This is a genomic window from Promicromonospora sp. NPDC023805 (assembly GCF_040639635.1).
Lineage (GTDB): Bacteria > Actinomycetota > Actinomycetes > Actinomycetales > Cellulomonadaceae > Promicromonospora.
The window spans coordinates 51,815-71,629 of the sequence record NZ_JBFAAH010000019.1 but is presented as its reverse complement, the minus strand read 5'-3'; the positions used below and the strand labels follow the sequence as shown (position 1 = coordinate 71,629).

The 19,815-nt window shown below is 70.2% G+C and carries 15 protein-coding genes; 12 read left to right on the top strand and 3 right to left on the bottom strand.

From position 1 onward, the window contains the following. The first annotated feature begins 4 nt into the window (after window positions 1-4). From AB0F70_RS18675 to AB0F70_RS18650, 6 genes are all read left to right on the top strand, one after another. Window positions 5-967, top strand: coding sequence for a sugar ABC transporter permease (locus AB0F70_RS18675; RefSeq protein WP_357451368.1), 963 nt, complete (start codon window positions 5-7; stop codon window positions 965-967). Window positions 968-990: 23 nt separating this feature from the next. Next, complete coding sequence (locus AB0F70_RS18670; protein WP_357451504.1) at window positions 991-1,866, top strand: carbohydrate ABC transporter permease; 876 nt, start codon at window positions 991-993, stop codon at window positions 1,864-1,866. An 88-nt stretch (window positions 1,867-1,954) separates the two neighbouring features. Then, window positions 1,955-4,408, top strand: a complete 2,454-nt coding sequence (locus AB0F70_RS18665) for a glycoside hydrolase family 3 N-terminal domain-containing protein (RefSeq protein ID WP_357451365.1) — start codon at window positions 1,955-1,957, stop codon at window positions 4,406-4,408. 94 nt (window positions 4,409-4,502) lie between these two features. Further along, window positions 4,503-4,862 (top strand): RNA-binding S4 domain-containing protein, encoded by a 360-nt coding sequence (locus AB0F70_RS18660; RefSeq protein ID WP_357451362.1) that lies wholly within the window; start codon window positions 4,503-4,505, stop codon window positions 4,860-4,862. Between the two features lie 131 nt (window positions 4,863-4,993). Further along, window positions 4,994-8,080, top strand: coding sequence for a S8 family serine peptidase (locus AB0F70_RS18655; RefSeq protein WP_357451359.1), 3,087 nt, complete (start codon window positions 4,994-4,996; stop codon window positions 8,078-8,080). A gap of 156 nt (window positions 8,081-8,236) precedes the next feature. Then, a complete protein-coding gene (locus tag AB0F70_RS18650) occupies window positions 8,237-9,376 on the top strand; it encodes a dipeptidase (RefSeq protein ID WP_357451356.1) in 1,140 nt (379 codons plus the stop codon). A gap of 1 nt (window position 9,377) precedes the next feature. Here AB0F70_RS18650 and AB0F70_RS18645 read toward each other — a convergent pair whose 3' ends face one another. Both AB0F70_RS18645 and AB0F70_RS18640 read right to left on the bottom strand, forming a co-directional pair. Continuing rightward, window positions 9,378-9,650, bottom strand: coding sequence for a hypothetical protein (locus tag AB0F70_RS18645; RefSeq protein ID WP_026366117.1), 273 nt, complete (start codon window positions 9,648-9,650; stop codon window positions 9,378-9,380). Between the two features lie 190 nt (window positions 9,651-9,840). After that, window positions 9,841-10,386, bottom strand: coding sequence for a GNAT family N-acetyltransferase (locus AB0F70_RS18640; RefSeq protein ID WP_357451353.1), 546 nt, complete (start codon window positions 10,384-10,386; stop codon window positions 9,841-9,843). A gap of 206 nt (window positions 10,387-10,592) precedes the next feature. Here AB0F70_RS18640 and dnaK point away from each other — a divergent pair, with 206 nt between their 5' ends. The 5 genes from dnaK (at window position 10,593) to AB0F70_RS18615 (ending at window position 15,260) form a co-directional block, all read left to right on the top strand. After that, a complete protein-coding gene (gene dnaK, locus AB0F70_RS18635) occupies window positions 10,593-12,455 on the top strand; it encodes a molecular chaperone DnaK (protein ID WP_357451349.1) in 1,863 nt (620 codons plus the stop codon). Further along, window positions 12,452-13,135, top strand: coding sequence for a nucleotide exchange factor GrpE (grpE, locus tag AB0F70_RS18630; protein ID WP_357451346.1), 684 nt, complete (start codon window positions 12,452-12,454; stop codon window positions 13,133-13,135). The genes dnaK and grpE overlap by 4 nt, the downstream gene beginning before the upstream one ends. Window positions 13,136-13,219: 84 nt before the next feature. Next, window positions 13,220-14,236, top strand: coding sequence for a DnaJ C-terminal domain-containing protein (locus tag AB0F70_RS18625; protein ID WP_357451343.1), 1,017 nt, complete (start codon window positions 13,220-13,222; stop codon window positions 14,234-14,236). A gap of 91 nt (window positions 14,237-14,327) precedes the next feature. Continuing rightward, entirely contained in the window at window positions 14,328-14,780 is a 453-nt protein-coding gene (locus AB0F70_RS18620) for a MerR family transcriptional regulator (RefSeq protein WP_357451340.1), read from the top strand. A gap of 159 nt (window positions 14,781-14,939) precedes the next feature. Continuing rightward, window positions 14,940-15,260: a DUF1540 domain-containing protein gene (locus tag AB0F70_RS18615; RefSeq protein ID WP_357451337.1), complete on the top strand. Its 321-nt coding sequence runs from the start codon at window positions 14,940-14,942 to the stop codon at window positions 15,258-15,260. A 113-nt stretch (window positions 15,261-15,373) separates the two neighbouring features. On the opposite strand, the gene AB0F70_RS18610 is transcribed toward AB0F70_RS18615, so the two are convergent. Further along, entirely contained in the window at window positions 15,374-16,141 is a 768-nt protein-coding gene (locus AB0F70_RS18610) for a hypothetical protein (protein ID WP_357451334.1), read from the bottom strand. A 247-nt stretch (window positions 16,142-16,388) separates the two neighbouring features. Between AB0F70_RS18610 and AB0F70_RS18605 the strand changes: the two genes are divergently transcribed. Further along, window positions 16,389-19,805, top strand: a complete 3,417-nt coding sequence (locus AB0F70_RS18605) for a sigma-70 family RNA polymerase sigma factor (protein ID WP_357451331.1) — start codon at window positions 16,389-16,391, stop codon at window positions 19,803-19,805. The last annotated feature ends 10 nt before the right edge of the window (window positions 19,806-19,815 follow it).

Genomic DNA, 19,815 nt, shown 5'->3' with positions numbered 1-19,815 from the left:
GCCAGTGACTGCACTAGCCACGGGCGGGCGCGGCAGGGTGACCTCTGCGTGGCGCAAGCGCCTCGAGATCGTCTTCTTCGTCACGCCCGCCCTGGCCCTGTTCGCGCTCTTCGTGGTCTGGCCGATCATCACGGCGGTCCAGCTCTCGGTGTACCGCTGGAAGGGTTTCGGCCCGCTGGTCGACTTCGTCGGCCTGCGCAACTACGTGACGGTGCTGGCCGACGACGTCTTCGTCGACTCGATAGTCCACAACCTGATCATCGTCGGAGGCTCCATAGCGGTCCAGCTCCCGCTGGGCCTGGCCATCGCCCTCCTGCTCAACCGCAAGATGTGGGGCCAGGGCCTGCTGCGCACGATCATCTTCGTGCCGTACGTCCTCGCCGAGGTCATCGCCGGCGTGGTCTGGTTCCAGCTCCTGCAGCCGGAGTACGGCGTGATCGACGGTCTGCTCGGCGCCGTCGGCCTGCGGACGCCGGAGCAGGGCTGGCTCGGTGACCCGGACCTCGCGCTGTTGACGGTGCTCGGCGTCCTCACGTGGAAGTACCTCGGCCTCGCCGTGATCCTGTTCCTCGCGGGTCTGCAGGGTGTGCCGGAAGAGCTCTACGAGGCCGCCCAGCTCGACGGCGCCTCGTGGTGGCAGGTGCAGCGCAAGATCACCGTCCCGCTGCTCGGCCCGACGATGCGTACCTGGGCGTTCTTGTCGATGATCGGCGCGCTCCAGCTGTTCGACATGGTGTGGATCCTGACCGGCGGTGGCCCCGCCAACTCCACGACCACCATGGCCACCTACCTCATCAACGAGGGCACCCGGAGCCAGAACTTCGGTATCGCGGGAGCAGCCTCGGTGATCCTCTTCGTCATCGCGCTCATCATGGCCGTCCTGTACCAGCAGCTCATCCTCAGCCGGGACACGCGACCCGACGCGGTGACGGTGAACAGGAAGAAGACGAAGAAGGTGATCCGGTGAGTGCCTCGAACGCGGCAGTGCTGATGCACGCCCCCACCACGCGTGAACCCTCCCGGCGGGAGCGGCCCGGCAAGCGCGGTTCCTTCGGGGGCGGCAACCCGGTCGTCTACGCGATAGCCCTTGCGATCGCAGCGCTCACGCTGGGGCCCGTGCTCTACGGCGTGCTGGGCGGCTTCCGCACCAACGCGCAGATCGCCCAGGACCCGGCCGGCCTGCCCAGTCCGTGGGTGCTCGACAACTACGTGGGCGTCCTGACCAGCGCCAGCTTCTGGCAGTACGCGCTGAACTCGACGGCCATCGCCGTGCTGACCACTGCGATCACCGTGGTGTTCGGCGTGATGGCCGCCTACCCGCTGGCCCGGTACCAGTTCAAGGGCCGCGAGACGCTGTTCATGGTCTTCGTGGTGGGCCTGCTCTTCCCCGCCACCGTGGCGATCGTCCCGCTGTTCATCCTCATCACGCAGAACCTGCAGCTGGGGAACACCTGGATGGGTGTTGCGCTGCCGCAGGCGGCGTTCGCCCTGCCGGTGACGGTCGTGATCCTGCGGCCGTTCCTCGCCGCGATCCCGAAGGAGCTCGAGGAGGCGGCGCAGCTCGACGGTACGTCCAGGATCGGCTTCTTCTGGCGCATCGTGCTGCCGCTCTCCGGTCCGGGGATGGTGACGGTCGGTGTGCTGGCGTTCGTCGGTTCGTGGAACGCGTACCTGCTGCCGCTGCTCCTGCTGCAGTCGGACATGAAGACGCTGCCGCTCGGCGTGGCCGACTTCTCGTCGGAGCATGCGTCGGACACGGCAGGAGTGTTCGCCTTCACGACCCTCGCCATGATCCCCGCGCTGGTGTTCTTCCTGGCCATGCAGCGGCGCATCGTGGGCGGTCTCACCGGAGCCGTCAAGGGCTGAGCAGGCGCGGCCGCCGCGCACGGGCCACGTCCCGGGCCGGCCATCTTTCGAAGCAGGCCTGAAGAAGCAGGTCAAGAAAGGGATCTATATGACGGAGCTGCCCGTGGCGCTTCGGGCGATGCCCGAGGTGTCGGAGCGTGTGCGCGAGCTGCACGCACAGATGACACTCGAGGAGAAGCTGGCCCAGCTGGTCGGGTACTGGCTGGACCAGGGCGGCAACGTCGTGGCACCGATGCAGGGCGAGATGGCCGGCGGCCAGGGCTCCAGCTCGCTCCAGGAGACCACGAAGAACGGCCTCGGCCACTACACGCGGGTGTACGGCACGCGACCGGTGGACCCGGTGGAGCGGGCGGCGTGGCTCTGGGCCGAGCAGCGGAGGCTCAAGCGCGAGACCCGCCTCGGGATCCCCGCGCTGGTGCACGAGGAGTGCCTCACGGGCCTGGCGGCCTGGCAGGCGGCCACCTTCCCGACGCCGCTCGCGTGGGGCGCGTCGTTCGACCCGGAGCTCGTGGCCGAGATGGGCCGGCTCATCGGGGAGTCCATGCGTGAGCTCGGCATCCACCAGGGGCTGGCGCCGGTGCTCGACGTCGTCCGCGACCCCCGGTGGGGGCGGGTCGACGAGTGCATAGGCGAGGACCCCTACCTCGTCGGGACGGTCGGCACCTCCTACGTGCGCGGGCTGCAGGGGGCGGGCGTGCACGCCACGCTCAAGCACTTCGTGGCGTACTCCGGGTCCAAGGCCGGGCGAAACCACGCCCCGGTGAGCGCCGGACCGCGCGAGATCGCCGACATCTACCTCCCGCCCTTCGAGATGGCAGTGCTCGACGGCGGGGTGCGTTCCGTGATGGCGTCCTACAACGATGTCGACGGCGTGCCCATGCACTCGTCGGGCGAGTACCTGACAGGTCTGCTCCGCGAGCAGTGGGGGTTCGACGGCGTAGTGGTCGCCGACTACTTCGGCGTCGCGTTCCTGACGGTCATGCACGCCGTCGCCGCCGACCGGGGCGCGGCCGCCGCGGCCGCGCTGGAGGCGGGCGTCGACGTCGAGCTGCCGTCCGGTGACGCGTACCTCGAGCCGCTCGCCGCGCTCGTCACGGACGGGACGGTGCCGGTCGAGATAGTGGACCGGGCGGTGCTGCGCGCACTGAAGCAGAAGGAGGAGCTCGGGCTGCTCGAGCCCGACGTGTACGAGGACGCCCCGCCCGCCGTCGTCGACCTGGACTCGCCCGCGCACCGCGACGTGGCCAGGCGACTTGCCGAGGAGTCGGTGGTGCTGCTCTCGAACGACGGCGTGCTGCCGCTCGGTTCGTGGCACGACAAGCCTGCCCGCGTGGCGGTGATCGGGCCGAACGCGGCCCGACCCGAGGCGCTGATGGGCTGCTACTCGTTCGCGAACCACGTGCTCGCGCACTTCCCCGGCGTCCCGGCAGGGTTCGAGATCCCGTCGGTGGCCGAGGCGCTGGCCGTCGAGTTCGACCGCGCGGGCCTGTCCGCGCCCGAGCTCACGTTCGCCCAGGGCTGCGAGGTCGAGGGCGACGACACGTCCGGCTTCGCTGAGGCCGTGGCCGCCGCGGAGGCGGCCGACGTCGCGGTGGTCGTCGTGGGCGACCAGGCAGGACTGTTCGGCCGGGGCACGGTGGGCGAGGGCAACGACAGCGAGTCGCTGGAGCTGCCCGGCGTGCAGCGCGAGCTCGTCGAGGCGGTGCTCGCCGCTGGCAAGCCCGTCGTCATGGTGCTGGTCACCGGGCGCCCGTACGCGGTGGGCTGGGCGCTCGATGCCGCACCGGGTTCCGGCGGGACCGGTGCCAGGAAGCCCGGGGCGGTGCTCCAGGCGTTCTTCCCCGGGGAAGAGGGCGGCAGCGCGCTCGCCGGCGTCATCTCGGGCCGGGTGAACCCCTCGGGGCGCCTGCCCGTGTCGCTCCCGCGGTCCACCGGTGCGCAGCCGTACTCGTACCTGCACCCGATCCTCGGCGGGGCGTCCGAGGTGACGTCCACCGACTCGACGCCGCCGCGCTCCTTCGGGTTCGGCCTGTCGTACACGACGTTCACGCGTGAGCTGGTCTCCGTGGACCGGGTGGTGGCAGCGGGCGGCACGTTCGGCGCCGTCGTGACGGTCACGAACACCGGTGGGGTGGCGGGTTCCGACGTCGTGCAGCTGTACGGGCGCGACGTGCTGGGCTCCGTCGCGCGGCCGACGGCGCAGCTGCTCGGCTACCACCGCGTCACGCTCGAGCCGGGGGAGTCCACCACCGTCACGTTCGACGTGCCGACGACCCGCTTCGCGTTCACCGACCGGAGCATGACGCGGGTCGTCGAACCAGGCGACGTCGAGGTGTGGGTGGGTGCGCATGCGGCCGACAGCGTTGTCAGGGTGGTGGCAGAGGGCATCGCCGACCTGGACGAGCCGAACGACCTGCCGGACGACGCACCGAGCCCGGACGGCGCCGCCACCCCACCGACAACCCGCAAGCTGGTAACGATCACGGGCGCGCTCCACGAGGTAACCCCCTCCGACCCCCGCTGGGTCCGAGCCACGACCTGACCGCCCCCGTTGAGTGCTGGGTATTTGCGGGTCTCGGTCCCGGAAGTGCACAAATACCCGGCACTCAACGGTGGGGCGGTGGGAGGATGTGCCGATGCGCATCGACGTGTGGTTATGGGCGGTGCGGCTGACCAAGAGCCGGTCGGTCGCCGCCGACCTGTGCCGTAGCGGCCGGGTCCGGATCAACGGCAAGGTCGCGAAGGCATCGGCCTCTGTGGCGACCGGTGACCGCGTGACCTGGCGCGACCCGCTCCGGGACCGGGATGTCGAGGTCGTGGAGCTGCTGCCGAAGCGGGTGGGCGCCCCGATCGCGGCCAAGGCGTACCTCGACCACAGCCCGGCCCTGCCGACGCGGGTCGAGCGCGAGGCCGTCGGGTTGCGCGACCGCGGGGCCGGGCGCCCCACGAAGCGCGAGCGCCGGGAGATCGACAGGCTGCGCGGCCGCGAGATCTAAATATCACCCGGGTGAGTTCTGCGTATTTCCAGGCATTTGTCTGAACTCCGGCGATATGTTCACGGCACATCCCCTGCCCCGTGCAGGTCCAGTGCGCCCTGGCATCCCGGGCGCCCCAGCCTGGAGAACCCATGCTCCCTCGCATTCGACGTAGTTCCATGGTGCTGGCCTCGGCCACCGCCCTGGCACTTCTGGCAGTACCGGGCGCGGCGGTCGCCGCCCCCGATCCTCACCGTGGCTCGCCGTCCGGCGCTCTGCCGGGTAACCCCGCCGCTCAGGCGGTTCCCGGTGCGGTCGCCCCGAAGGACAAGATCACTCCCGCCGCCACCCGGGCCTTCCAGGCCCGTGGTACCACCGACTTCTGGCTGCGGTTCGCCGACGACGCCGACCTGACGTCCGCCAAGTCGATCACCAGCTGGTCCGAGCGCGGTGAGTACGTGTACGACGCCCTCGTCGCGACCGCCGACGCCGCGCAGGGGCAGGCCATCGCGGAGCTGGAGAAGTCCGGCGCCGCGTACACGTCCTACTGGGCGACCAACGCGATCCTCGTCGAGGACGGCTCGCTCGACCAGGCGATGGACCTCGCCGCCGACGTGGAGGTGCTTGAGGTCCGTCCGACGACGCGCTACGCGGCGCCGGAGCCCGTCGACGCGGCGGCCGTGCCCGAGGAGGACGTCGACGCGGCAGCGGTGACCCCGGCCTGGGGCATCACCGCGATCAACGCGAACGACCTCTGGAGCGCCGGCTACACCGGCAAGGGCATGGTGGTCGCCAACATCGACACCGGTGTTGACGGCAGCCACAGCGCTCTGGCCGGCAAGTACCGCGGTCAGGGCGCGAGCGACCCGGACGCCTACAACTACTTCTCGGTGGACGGCCGGCAGGACCCGCACGACACGGACGGGCACGGCACGCACACCATGGGCACCATGGTCGGCGGCACGGTCACGCACAACGGCGTGCAGCGCGCCGTCGGCGTGGCCCCTGGCGCCGAGTGGATCGCCGCTGCCGGTGGTGGTGGCGGCTGGACCGACGAGGACCTGATCTCGTCGGGCGAGTGGATCCTGGCCCCGTTCGACCAGGGCTCGGCCGACCCGGTCCCGAACCCGGAGCTGCGCCCCCACGTCGTGAACAACTCGTGGGGCGCCGACTTCTCGACGGACCCGTTCATGGAGGACGTGATCACCGCCTGGGAGCACGCGGGCATCTTCTCCACCTTCGCCAACGGCAACTCCGGCGAGTTCGGTTGTGACTCGTCCGGCAGCCCGGGCTCGCGCACGGTCAACTACTCGGTGGGGTCGTTCACGCGGAACGGGACGATCTCCGAGTTCTCGTCGCGTGGCCCCGGCCAGAGCGGCAACGTCAAGCCGGACATCGCGGCGCCGGGTTCCTACATCCTGTCGACCCTTCCGTCCAACCAGGCGGACTACTACGACGGCACGTCGATGGCCGCACCGCACGTCGCGGGTGCCGTGGCGCTGCTGTGGGACGCGGTCCCCGAGCTGCTCGGCAACGTTCCGGCGACCCGGGCGATCCTCGACGGTTCCGCGCAGGACATGAACGACACGTCCTGCGGCGGCACCACCGACGACAACAACGTGTGGGGCGAGGGCAAGCTCGACGTCCTCGCGGCCTTCGAGCAGGCCCAGGCGGCTGCGTTCGAGACGACCACCGTGCCGACCGTCTCCGGCGCCGAGTACAAGGTCGGCGTCCCGCTGACCGCGGCGGTAGAGGCCTGGAGCCCGGTCGCGACGTTCACCTACCAGTGGCGCCGCGACGGCAGGATGATCCCGGGCGCCACGAAGTCGACGTACACCCCGCTGGGTGACGACGCCGGAGCCGCGCTGACGGTCACCGTCCTCGGCTCCGCCGACGGCCACCTCCCCACGGCGGTGACCAGCGAGCCCACACCGGTGGTGCAGCCGACCGCCATCCAGGCGACCGACCCCACCATCAGCGGCACGGTCCGCGTGGGCAGCGTGCTGCGCGCGCTGTCGGGCACGTGGACGTCCGGTACCCAGTTCAAGTACCAGTGGAAGGCGAACGGCACGTCGATCTCCGGCGCCACCGCGTTCACCTACACGCCCAAGGCCACGGACCGGGGCAGGCAGCTCACCGTCACCATCACCGGGTCCCGCCCCGGGTACATCACCGCGAGCCGCACGAGCGGCGCGAAGTCCGTCGCCTACGGCGTCTACTCGCAGGCGACGCCGCGGATCGACGGCGCACCGGCCTCCGGGTACACGGTCACGGCAGTGGTTCCGCCGGCGACGCCGTCGGCGTCGACCACGACCTACCAGTGGCGCGTGAACGGCACGAGCATCAGCGGCGCGACCGCCAGCTCCTACCGGATCCCGTCGTCGTGGAACGGGCACAAGATCTCGGTGTCGGTGACCCGTAAGGGGACCGGCTTCACGACCAAGACCGTCACCTCGGCCCAGCAGACGGTGGGCACCAAGTTCTCCAGCATGCCGACCCCGACCGTGTCCGGCTCGGCGCGGGTGGGGTCAACGGTCCGGGCGGTCCCGGGTACGTGGCGGCCCGCCGCCTCGGTCAGCTACCAGTGGTACTCGAACGGCGTGCCGATCTCCGGCGCGACCAGCTCGTCGTACACGATCCACGGCTCGCACTACGGCAAGAAGCTCGCCGTGGTCGTGACGGCCCGCAAGACCGGTTACGCGACGACGGCCAAGAGCAGCGGCTCCGTCGCGACGGTCTACCGGCCCGCAACCACGATCCCCGCCGACGAGTGGTGGGTGGTGGGTGCCAACGGGATCCCGGCGGCCACCTACATCGCCCAGGCCGGGACGGTGAACCCCTGCCTCTGGGAGCGGTACGGACCCTCGGACGAGTCGTGGGGCTTCGACGCCGGCTACCGGCAGCGCATCGCCACCGTGAAGTCAGGGGACGGCTCGTTCGCGTCGCTGGACTGCGGCACGTGGGTCAGGTACTACCCCGGCATGGTCAAGCCGAGCGCGACCACGTTCAAGGACGGCGTGTACATGCTGGGCGACCAGCTGGAGCGCGGCACCTACGTGACGCCGGGACCGGAGAAGGGCTACTCCTGCTACTACTCCTTCATCAAGGAGTTCACCGGCAAGGAGGACCGGTCCAACCTGGTGGGCCACGGCGAGCTGACCGGGCCGAAGACGATCACCATGCCCTCCACGGCGGTCGGCTTCGAGTCCGCCGGTTGCAACTGGTACCGCGTGAGCTGATCGGTGAGCTGATCGGTGAGCTGATCGGTGAGCTGATCAGTGAGCTGATCCCTCACCCGCGATAGGCGTCAGGCGTGCAGGTCACCCGGGTGACCTGCACGCCTGACCCGTACCCGGCCAGGCCGGGCGACGCGGCAGCGCGATAGCGTCGTCCGCATGACGACGACTGCCGACCGCCTCACCGCGCTCCTCGCGAAGCACCCTGTCTGGGACGGTCACAACGACCTCCCCTGGGCGCTGCGGGAGCAGTCGTTCTACGACCTCGACGCCGTCGACATCGCACAGCGGCTCAGCGCGACGCACACCGATCTGCCGCGCCTGCGCGACGGCGGCGTCGGCGCCCAGTTCTGGTCCGTCTACGTGCCAGCACAGCTCGCCGGCGGGGCGGCGGTCACCGCGACCCTCGAGCAGATCGACTGCGTGCACCGCATGGTGCGGAAGTACCCGGACACGCTCCGGCTCGCCCTGACCGCCGCCGACGTCGAGCAGGCATGGGCCGACGGGCGGATCGCCTCGCTCATGGGCGCGGAGGGCGGGCACTCCATCGACGAGTCCCTCGCCGTCCTGCGCATGCTCCACACGCTCGGAGTGCGCTACATGACCCTCACGCACAACGACAACGTGCCGTGGGCCGACTCGGCCACCGACGACGAGGTGCTGGGCGGCCTCTCGCCGTTCGGCGAGGACGTAGTGCGGGAGATGAACCGCCTCGGCATGCTCGTGGACCTCTCGCACACCTCTGCCGGCACCATGCGCCACGCGCTGCGCATCACCTCGGCCCCCGTCGTCTTCAGCCACTCCAGCGCCCGCGCAGTCTGCGACGTCCCCCGCAACGTGCCCGACGACGTCCTGACCACTCTCGCGACCAACGGCGGCGTCTGCATGGTGACGTTCGTGCCGCAGTTCGTGTCACCCGCCGTCGCCGAGTGGCGGGCGACCGGCGCGGAGGCGGCAGCGGCCCAGGGCATCAAGAACACCGACCTCGGGGCCTTCGAGCCGTTCATCGCCGAGTGGCGGTCCCGGCACCCGCAGCCCCGCACCACGCTGGCCGACGTCGTCGCGCACGTCGAGCACGTCCGCGAGGTCGCAGGCGTCGACCACGTGGGACTCGGCGGCGACTACGACGGGACCCCCACCCTCCCCGAAGGGCTGGAGGACGTGTCGGGCTACCCCCGGCTGCTCGCGGCGCTCGCGGACAACGGCTGGTCCGATGACGACCTTGGCAAGCTGACCAGCGGTAACGCACTCCGCCTGCTGCGGGACGCCGAGGCGGTGGCGGCGCGGGCCGCACGCTGACTCAGCTGGGCAGCTGCACTACCTTGCGCTGGAAGCCCAGAGCCACCTTCTGCAGGGACTCGAGCGGCTCCTGCTCGTTGTGGTAGCTGATCTGCCGCAGCATCGAGCCGGACGAGGCGAGCAGCGCGACGATCACGTCCCGCGCGTCCTCGCGGGTCTCGAGCGCCTCCTGCAGGAGGTCCTGGACGTGAGGTGACCTGAGACCGTCCTCCTCGGGATCGAGCAAGGCTGTCAGGAGCGCTATCGACAACGAGCTTCCGTGGATGCTTGCCATGGTGGTCTCCCCCCGTAGAGGCCCGGGGTCCCGGGCATCAAACATCCGCGGGCAAGCCCGCGGGGTACGCGTCCGATGCCCCCACCCCTGTGGCCTCGGTCGTGCACCCTTGTGTACCGCACGTCAGGGCGTCGCGCCTGTTGACAGGGGCGAAACAGGGTCGGCGACGGCGTGTCGCGCCGCGTGGTCGTCAGTTGGCGTGCAGGAGCAGCTGGAACAGGACGTGGTCCTGCCACTGCCCGGCGATCTTCAGGTACCCCGGCGCGAAACCGATCCGCTCGAAGCCGACACGGGTCAGCACGGCCTGGGACACCTCGTTGTGGGGGAGCGTCGCGGCCTGGAGGCGGTGCAGACCCAGCTCGTCCCGGGCGTGCTCCACCAGCGCCTCGACGGCGCGGGTCATCAGGCCCTGGCCGGTGAACCGGGCGTCCAGCCAGTAGCCGACGTGCCCGTTCTCGAAGGCGCCGTGCACGATGTCGGTGAGGTTCAGCCTGCCGACGATCTCGCCGTCCACCTCGAACGCCGTGTACAGGGCACGGCCGGTGGAGTTCTCCAGCACCAGCGCCCAGAGGTGCTCCTTGTGCCACTCCTCCGTGTAGAACGCCTCGGGGCGGACGGGGTCCCAGGGGGCGAGGTGCTCACGGTTGCGCCAGTAGGCCCGGGCGAGCGCCTCTGCGTCGTCCTTGGTCAGCTCACGGAGTGTGACGTCGTCGGTGAGGGCGATCTCGAAGGGCATGACGCCACGATAATCCTGCGTCCGCTGGGGCGGCGTCCGCGCAGGTCAGCCTGGTCCTGCACGCGGAAGGGCACCGCCGGGAACTTTCCGGTCCCGAACGAGGTTGAGCGATGTGGACTCAACTTTGCGGGTGCGGGCTTGCTTCCATGCGAGCTCCGGCTTAAGTTGAGTGCAGAAGACTCAATCTGTCGGAGGAAGGCAGTCACATGGCACGCTCAGTAGGTATCGACCTCGGCACCACGAACTCGGTGGTGACCGTCCTCGAGGGTGGAGAGCCCACCGTCATCGCCAACGCGGAGGGCTCGCGGACCACCCCGTCGGTGGTCGCGTTCTCCAAGACCGGCGAGGTGCTGGTCGGTGAGGTCGCCAAGCGTCAGGCGGTCACCAACGTCGACCGCACCATCTCGTCGGTCAAGCGCCACATGGGCACCGACTGGACGGTGAGCATCGACGACAAGGCTTACACGCCGCAGGAGATCTCGGCCCGCATCCTGGGCAAGCTCAAGCGCGACGCCGAGGAGTACCTCGGTGAGCCCGTCACGGAGGCCGTGATCACGGTCCCGGCGTACTTCAACGACGCCGAGCGCCAGGCCACGAAGGACGCCGGCCAGATCGCGGGCCTCGACGTCAAGCGCATCGTCAACGAGCCCACCGCGGCCGCTCTCGCCTACGGCCTGGACAAGGGCAAGGAGGACGAGCTCATCCTCGTCTTCGACCTCGGCGGTGGAACGTTCGACGTCTCCCTGCTCGAGGTGGGCAAGGACGAGGACGACTTCTCGACCATCCAGGTGCGCGCCACCTCCGGTGACAACCGCCTCGGTGGCGACGACTGGGACCAGCGCGTCGTGGAGTACCTCATCAAGCAGGTGAAGAACTCGTCGGGCGTCGACCTGTCGAAGGACAAGATCGCGCTGCAGCGGCTCCGTGAGGCGTCCGAGCAGGCCAAGAAGGAGCTCTCGTCCTCGACGAGCACCAACATCTCGATGCAGTACCTGTCGATGAGCGAGAACGGCCCCATCCACCTGGACGAGAAGCTCACGCGCGCTCAGTTCCAGCAGATGACGCAGGACCTCATCGACCGGACCAAGGCGCCGTTCCACGCCGTGATCCGCGATGCGGGCATCTCCGTCTCGGACATCGACCACGTCGTGCTCGTGGGTGGCTCCACCCGCATGCCCGCCGTGAGCGAGGTCATCAGGGAGCTCACCGGTGGCCGCGAGGCGAACAAGGGTGTCAACCCGGACGAGGTCGTCGCCGTCGGCGCCGCCCTGCAGGCCGGCGTCATCACCGGTGACCGCAAGGACGTCCTGCTGATCGACGTCACCCCGCTGTCCCTCGGCATCGAGACCAAGGGTGGCGTGATGACCAAGCTCATCGAGCGCAACACGGCCATCCCGACCAAGCGCAGCGAGGTCTTCTCCACCGCTGACGACAACCAGCCGTCCGTGGCGATCCAGGTGTTCCAGGGCGAGCGTGAGTTCACGCGCGACAACAAGCCGCTGGGTGTCTTCGAGCTCACCGGTATCGCGCCCGCCCCGCGTGGCGTGCCGCAGATCGAGGTCACGTTCGACATCGACGCCAACGGCATCGTGCACGTGTCCGCCAAGGACCGCGGCACGGGCATGGAGCAGTCGATGAAGATCACCGGCGGTTCGGCCCTGCCCAAGGACGACATCGACCGCATGGTCAAGGACGCGGAGCTGCACGCCGAGGAGGACAAGAAGCGTCGCGAGGATGCGGACACCCGCAACCAGGCCGAGGCCTTCGCGTACTCCATGGAGAAGCAGATCGCGGACAACCGCGACAAGCTCCCCGCGGAGGTCGTCACCGAGGTCGAGGCGGACATCGCAGCGGTCAAGTCCGCGCTCGAGGGCGAGGACGCCGAGGCGGTCAAGACGTCGTACGAGAAGCTCGGCGCCTCCTCGCAGAAGATCGGCGAGGCGCTGTACGCGTCCGAGCAGGCGGCGCCGCAGAGCGCCGACGGCGCACCGCAGGCGAACGCCCAGTCCGCCGCTGACGAGGACGTCGTCGACGCCGAGATCGTGGACGACGAGGAAGAGCGCAAGTGACCGAAGAGAACCCGCAGGGGACCCCTGAGCCCGACGGCTCGGAGGAGCACCCCTTCCACTTCACGGACAAGCGCAAGGTGAACAACTCCGGCGAGCAGAGCCGTCCGGCGGAACCGTCGGACGAGGCTGCCTCGGTGGACGGGCCTGCCTCGGATGACGAGACCGCCCCGGTGGCCGAGCCTGCCGAGACCGACGGCGACCCGCTGGAAGGGCTCGACTTCGAGCCGTCCGGTGAGGCGGCAGAGGCCTCCGAGGTCCTCAAGGCGAAGGCCGAGGCCGCGGAGCACCTGGACGCGCTGCAGCGCGAGCGGGCCAGCTTCACGAACTACCGCAACCGGGCGCTGCGCGACCAGGAGGCCGCGCGGAACCGGGGTGTGCAGGACGTGCTGGCCGCGCTGCTGCCCGTGCTCGACGACGTCGAGCGCGCGAAGCAGCACGGCGAGCTGAGCGGCACCATGGCGGCGATCGCGGAGAAGCTCGACCAGAGCCTGCAGAAGTTCGGTGTCGAGCGGTTCGGCAAGGTGGGGGAGGAGTTCGACCCCAACCTGCACGAAGCGCTCATGCACTCGACCGATGCGGACGCGACGGCCTCCACGGTGAACCTCGTGGTGGAGCCCGGGTACAAGATCGGCGACAAGGTGGTCCGGGCGGCACGCGTGGGCGTCGTCGGACCTGAGTGATCTACCGGTGGTCGTGCTCGTCGGGACGCAGGTCCTGACGAGCACGACCACCGGTTCGACCCGGAAGACGCGGAAGGAGGTGCCATGACCGGTCAGGACTGGATGGAGAAGGACTTCTACGCCGTGCTGGGCGTACCCAAGGACGCCGACGACGCGGCCATCAAGAAGGCCTACCGCAAGCTGGCACGCCAGCACCACCCCGACCAGAACCAGGGCAACGCGGCCGCGGAGACCAAGTTCAAGGAGATCGGCGAGGCCTACGCGGTCCTGTCCGACCCGGAGCAGCGTCGGCAGTACAACGCGGTGCGCGCGATGGCCGGCGGCGCTCGGTTCTCCGCAGGGCCCGGCGGTGCCGGGGCGGGCGGCTTCGAGGACATCATGGGTGCCATGTTCGGCGGTGGGCAGGGTCCCGCCGGCCGAGGCGGGCCGCGGGTCCGCTATTCGCAGGGCGGTGGCGCCGCCCCGGGCTTCGAGGACATCCTCGGTTCGATGTTCGGCGCCGGGGGCAGGTCCGCCTACGGTTCGGCCGGCCCCACGGGGTTCGGCGCGCCGACCAAGGGGACCGACGCCGTCGCGCAGGTCACGCTGCCGTTCCGTGCGGCCGTGGAGGGCACGACCGCCGAGCTGGACGTCAACGGCCGCACCATCACCGCCCGGATCCCGGCGGGGATCAACGACGGCAAGAAGATCCGGCTGCGCGGCAAGGGCAAGCCTGGCGTCGCCGGTGGCCCCGCGGGTGACCTGGTGGTCACGGTGCATGTGGCGGCCCACCCGGTCTGGACGCTGGACGGGCTCGACCTGCGCATGACCGTGCCCGTCACGTTCGCCGAGGCGGCGCTCGGGACCACGCTCGAGGTGCCGACCCTCGACGGCCCGCCCGTGCGGCTGAAGGTGCCTGCGGGGACCCCGTCGGGGCGGTCGCTGCGCGTCAAGGGGCGCGGCGTGCGAACGGCGACAGCGAACGGCGACCTGCTCGTCAGCGTCCAGGTGGTCGTGCCGCAGAAGCTGAGCAAGAAGGCCAAGCAGGCGATCGAGACGTTCGCCGCGGAGAGCGACGGCGAGGACGTGCGCGCCGGGCTGGCCGAGCGGGCGGTGGAATGACGTCCGGCGCGGTGGGGCACGGTCCCCACCGCGCCGCGGTCGGTTAACCTGCCCGCACGCAGTTCCGAGCGAACGAGACAGGGAGGGGCGCATGGTCGACGACGACGCACCCGTGCTCACCGTCTCCAAGGCAGCGGAGCTGGCGGGTATGCACCCGCAGACGCTGCGCCAGTACGACCGGCTCGGCCTGGTGGTACCCCGGCGCACCCGTGGCCGCGGCCGCCGCTACTCGCGCCGGGATGTGGCGCGTCTTCTGCAGGTACAACGTCTCGCGCAGGTCGAGGGCATCAACCTGGCCGGTATCAAGCGCATCCTCGCCCTCGAGGCGCACGTCTCGGCCCTGGAGGAACGCCTCGGTGACCTGCTGATGCGGGTCCAGGAGGAGGGGCGCGTGTTCGCCGCGGGTCCGGACGCCGGGGACGTCGTGGTCGTGCAGCGCGGCCAGCGGGTCCGGAGTGCGGCGATGCGCGTCGACCTCGAGCATCGCGGCGTCGGCGGTGGAGCAGTGGTGCTCTGGCGGCCGGCACCTCGGCGCGAGGGCTGAGCGCTCCGACTGCTGGGCAATTTCGGTAAGGCAATTCTTTCGTTAATCAAGAATGCGCCCGAAAAGATAGGTAAGGCATTCCTTCCTCTACGCGTTCTGCATTTCCGGAATATGATCGAGGTATTCCGGAGGTTCCAGCGCACCAACGAGGAGTGAGTCATGAGCACGCTGATGGAAATGCCCGAGGTCGCCGAGTGCTCGATCGACGGCTGCGGCTACAACCACGACCACGGCTGCCACGCCGGCGCCGTCACCATCGCAGGTCACGAAGGTGACGCCTCCTGTGCGACGTTCATCCCGCTGAGCACCAAGGGCGGCCTCGACAAGGTCATCGCGCACGTCGGAGCCTGCCAGCGCGGCGAGTGCGTGCACAACGACCACCTGGAGTGCGGCGCCTCGTCGATCCGCGTGGGCGCCGGCCCCGAGCAGCCGGGGCACGCCGACTGCCTCACCTTCCAGGAGCGCCGACCGGCTCTGTAGAAAGCGACAGGACTAGAACGAAGGCAGAGACAGAACAAGGCATAACGAGACAGAGCGCCCGCTCGACGGTGAGCGGGCGCTCTTGCTTTCGTTGATGTCCGCGGTTCGGCGGCTCAGCGAGCCAGGTGGTCCAGCAGGAGCAGCGCGTCGTCGTGCGTCCCCGGCAGGCGCTCCACCCAGACCCGGGTCGGCCGGCGCACCTCGGTGGTGAGGCCGAGCACCTCGGCGTTGCGCTCCACCACGCGGCGCAGCGACTGACCCAGCTCCGCGGTGGCGGGGCCGCGCTCGCACAGCACCACGAAGGTGCCGTCACCGACGGCGGCCATCGGATGGCCCTCACCGAAGACCTGGTGCAGGGTGCGGCCGATCGCCGCCGATCGTGCGAGCCGCTGCCAGGTGTCGAGGCTGTCGAGGCCGACGTCGAGCACCAGCAGGCAGTGGGTGGTTCCGGCGGTGGAGCCGCCGCGTTGCGCGGTGCCGTAGGTCTCGCGGAGGCGCTCGCCCAGGTACTCGCCGGTCGGCAGGCCTGTCGACGGGTCGTGCGTGGCCACCTGGTAGGGGACCCGCTCGCGCTCTCCTACCCAGCCGATCGCCGCGGCACGCAGCGCACCGACGTCGGTGGGGCGGCCGAACGCGGCGTACAGACAGGCGACGTCGTCCAGCGCCTCGGTGATGCCGGCGCCGACGGCGGCCCGCGCGGCACCAAGACGCTCCGCGGGCGCTATCACTCCGCGGCCCTCGGCCAATGCCTCTGCCAGCGCTTCGGCGGCGGGATGCTCCCAGTCGTTCGGCCGGATCCAGACCGACGCCAGACTCGTAGCGCGCCACCGCTCACGCAGGTCATGCACACGCACCCGCGCCTCCTGCTGTGACTCACTCATGATGAAGGGACCCTCACGGTGATACATCATGACGCACCTTCGGCAGTGGTGTACCGCACTTCACCCGAACCTGATGCCAGAAATGTATTTTCCACCCCTAAATCGCTGACGGGGCTCTATAGTCAGGGACAGGACACAGCCGAGAGTCTGGGTAGACGTGAAGCAAGCCGAGAGCAGCACGGGGGGCACCCCGAGTGACGCGGAACTGATCCTGCAGGTCAGGTCAGGTGACCGTGAAGCATTTGGCGTGCTCTACGAGCGCCACGCGGGGGCCGCGCGAGCGCTCGCGCGCCAGTACGTCTCGCCCGCTGACGCCGACGATGTCGTCGCGGACGCCTTCAGCAAGCTTTTCGAGATGCTTCGTCGCGGCGCGGGCCCCGACGCAGGGTTCCGTCCCTACCTGTACACGGTGGTCCGTCACCGGTCGTTCGACGTGTCCCGCGGTGCCGCGCGTACGCGCCCCAGCACCGACGACGAGATCGAGTCGGTGGTCGGCCGGGTCGCGTCCGACGAGGACCCCGCGCTCGCCGGCTTCGAGCGCAGCGTCGTCTCCAAGGCCTACTTCGACCTCCCCGAGCGCTGGCGCGAGGTGCTCTGGTACGTCCTGGTCGACGACCTGAAGCCCGCGCAGGTGGCGCCGGTGCTGGGGCTCAGCCCCAACGGTGTCTCCGCCCTGCTCTACCGGGCCAAGGAAGCGCTGCGCGCCGGCTACCTGCAGCAGCACCTGACGCACGCCCCGTCGGACACGTGCCGCTCCGTGAACCCGCTGCTCGGCGGGTACGTGCGGGACAGCCTGTCCAAGCGTGAGACCACGAAGATCGCCGACCACCTGGAGACCTGCGGCACCTGCAGCGCCCTGGTGCTCGAGCTGCACGACGTCGCACACGGCATGAAGACGGTCATCGCCCCGCTGGTGCTCGGTGCGGGCGGTCTGGCTCTCGTCGGCGCGGGTGCGCCGATCGGTGGCATCGTCGTCGCGGCCAAGGCCGGCGCGGGCGCGGCCGTCGGAAGCGCGCCGGCGGCGACGGCGACCGTCGGGGCGGCCTCTACCGGCACGTTCTCGGGTGCGGTGTCGTCCGCGGTCTCCGCCACCGCCAGCGCGTTCGCCGCGGCGACGGGCGGCAGCGTGGCGGCCGGCGCGATCGCCGTCGCCGCCGTCAGCATGGTCGCGGCACTGCAGATCGCGGGACCCAGCGACCCCGAGCCGGTGGCCGCCGACAGGGTGATCAGCACCGAGGACGGCCGTGGACTGCCCGGCGCCGAGGAGATGAACGGCAAGCCGGTGGCGCCGTCCGACAACAACCTCGAGCCGGACCCGAGCACACAAGCAGTTCTTCGCGTCGGCTACACCGACGCCTCGGACCCGTTGGCTCCCCGCGAGCACCAGATCCTGGGGTTCACCATCACGAACGCGGGCGAGGTCGCCGCGACGGGTACGCAGCTGGAGCTCACGCTTCCCCACGGTCTGACCATGACGCCGGACGAAGGACCGTTCGGCACGGGTGTGGGAGGACGGCTGGTTCGGGATACCGCGGAGCCGACCGAAGGCACCAACGACGCCGGGGCCTCGACGCCCGACGCCGGCTCGGGCGAGAACAGCGCCGACGGCACGGATCCGGATCCCGAGAGCGCGTCCGACGGCGAGACGCAGGCCGAGCCGAGTGCGTCGCCCAGCGCGCCTGCGACGGTGGGGCCGCTCCCGAACGAGGGCCCTATCGCCTGTAACCCGACCGAGCAGGCGAACGTGCTGCTCTGCACGCTCGGCGAGGTCGCACCGGGACAGGCGCACCGTGTCGACGTGCCCGTCCGGGCCAACGCCGGTGGTGACTACCCCATCGGCGCCGAGGTGTGGGCCGACGGTCTCGACCACGTGACGATCGATCTCGCGGACCGCACGGTCGCGCCGTTCGGTCCGGAGCTGTCCGCGTCGTCCGACAACGTCTCGCTGGGCAGCCCGGGGACCGCCGCGCTGCCGATCCGCGTCAACAGCACCGGCGACCGCCCGGTCCCCGCGGACTGGGGTGTCGAGGTGTCGCTGCCCGACGGCGTCATGCCCACCGGGACGCAGCCCGAGCTGTCCTGCACGGCCACGGAGTCGCCGAACGCCTGGTTCTGTGCCCCGCACGCGGGCACCGACGCCGCGACGGCGGTCGCACCCGGTGACGATCGCGCCGTAGCGCTGAACGTCACGTCCGTGGTCGAGGCTTCGTCGGCGGAGGCCACGGAGCTCGGCGTCGCCAACATCCGCCCGGTCGTCACCGGGGGTTACGCGTACCCCACCACCGCGACGGTGACCGTGACGTCCGCCTGGGCGAATGCCACGGACGGAGTGGGCGCGGTCACGGCCTCCTGCCTCGCCGAGGGTGGACCTGGTACCGCCGACGCCGTGGTGACCAGCAAGTACACCAACACGACCCAGCGCGCGGTGCGGGTGGCCCTCCAGGCGGCCGGCACCAGTGCTTCCACGGGTAAGAGCCTCGCACCCGGGGAGTCCATCGAGCTGACGGTGCATGACGGTCTGCGGCTCCCGGCGGGTCAGGCGGTCTTCGTCCTGGCCACCGACGTGGACGGCCGGAGCTACAAGACGCCTGTGCCGGCGGGTGACTACCAGGCCGCCGACTGCTACACGCCGAAGTGGTCGACCGAGGTGAGTGCGCAGACGATCAACACCGGCGGCACCGTAACGGTCGAGGGCAAGGTGACCAACACATCGGACGAGACCATGACGGTCGACATGGTGGTCTCGGTCGGCGACACGGCCATGAAGTCGGTGTCGCTCCCCGTCACGCCGGGCGGAACTCAGACACTTACGGTCGACACCGGTAGCGCGGCAGTGCCCGAGGGCGAGGCGGTCTTCCGCCTCTCACGGGACGGCAAGGACGAGGACGGCGACGCGCCTGCCCAGGCCGTCGTGGCCAAGGACAGCCCGACGGCGCACTACGACGCCGCGGTCATCGCCCCGGCGCTGGGCGACCGGCCCGTGATGGTAGGAGCCTGCGAGTTCGACGTTGCCCAGGACCGCTCGGTGCAGAAGTTCGCGTTCACCGCCGACAACACGGCGTCGACACTGCCCGTCCGGTTCCACGTGGGGGACGTGACCAGGACCGTGGAGGCCGGACAGACCCAGGTGATCGAGTACCCGGTCGCCTGGGGCACCGAGACCTCCGAGATAACGGCCGCGGGCAAGGTGCTGGACACGACGAACGTATCGTTCGAGTCGTGCGCCGCGCTCACGTGGCCCGGCGACGCGGTGACGGTCGGCACCGAGACGGCGTGCTCCGCCGACTCCCAGGTGCAGCTCACGGCGACGGTGGACAACCGGACCGGCCGCGACTGGATGGGCATGCTGGTCCGCGAGAGCAGCAACGACATCGGATCCGACCAGTCGGTGCCCGCGGGGCAGACCACCGCACTGACGCTCACCCGGCAGACCCCCATCAGCACCGAGGGCTCCGTCACCGTGCGGCTCTACCGTGACCTCGAGGGTACGACCCACGAGGTGGAGTGGTCGTACGGCGTCCAGGGCAAGAACTGCATCGTCGGCGACGTCGAGTGCGAACCGGCCCAGAACGTGAACCCGGCAGCCCTGGGCAGGGACGAGACCCCGCGGTGGCCCTGGCAGGGCTTCGACACCTGCATCGACCAGCCCGGCGACCAGGCGTGACGCCCGACCG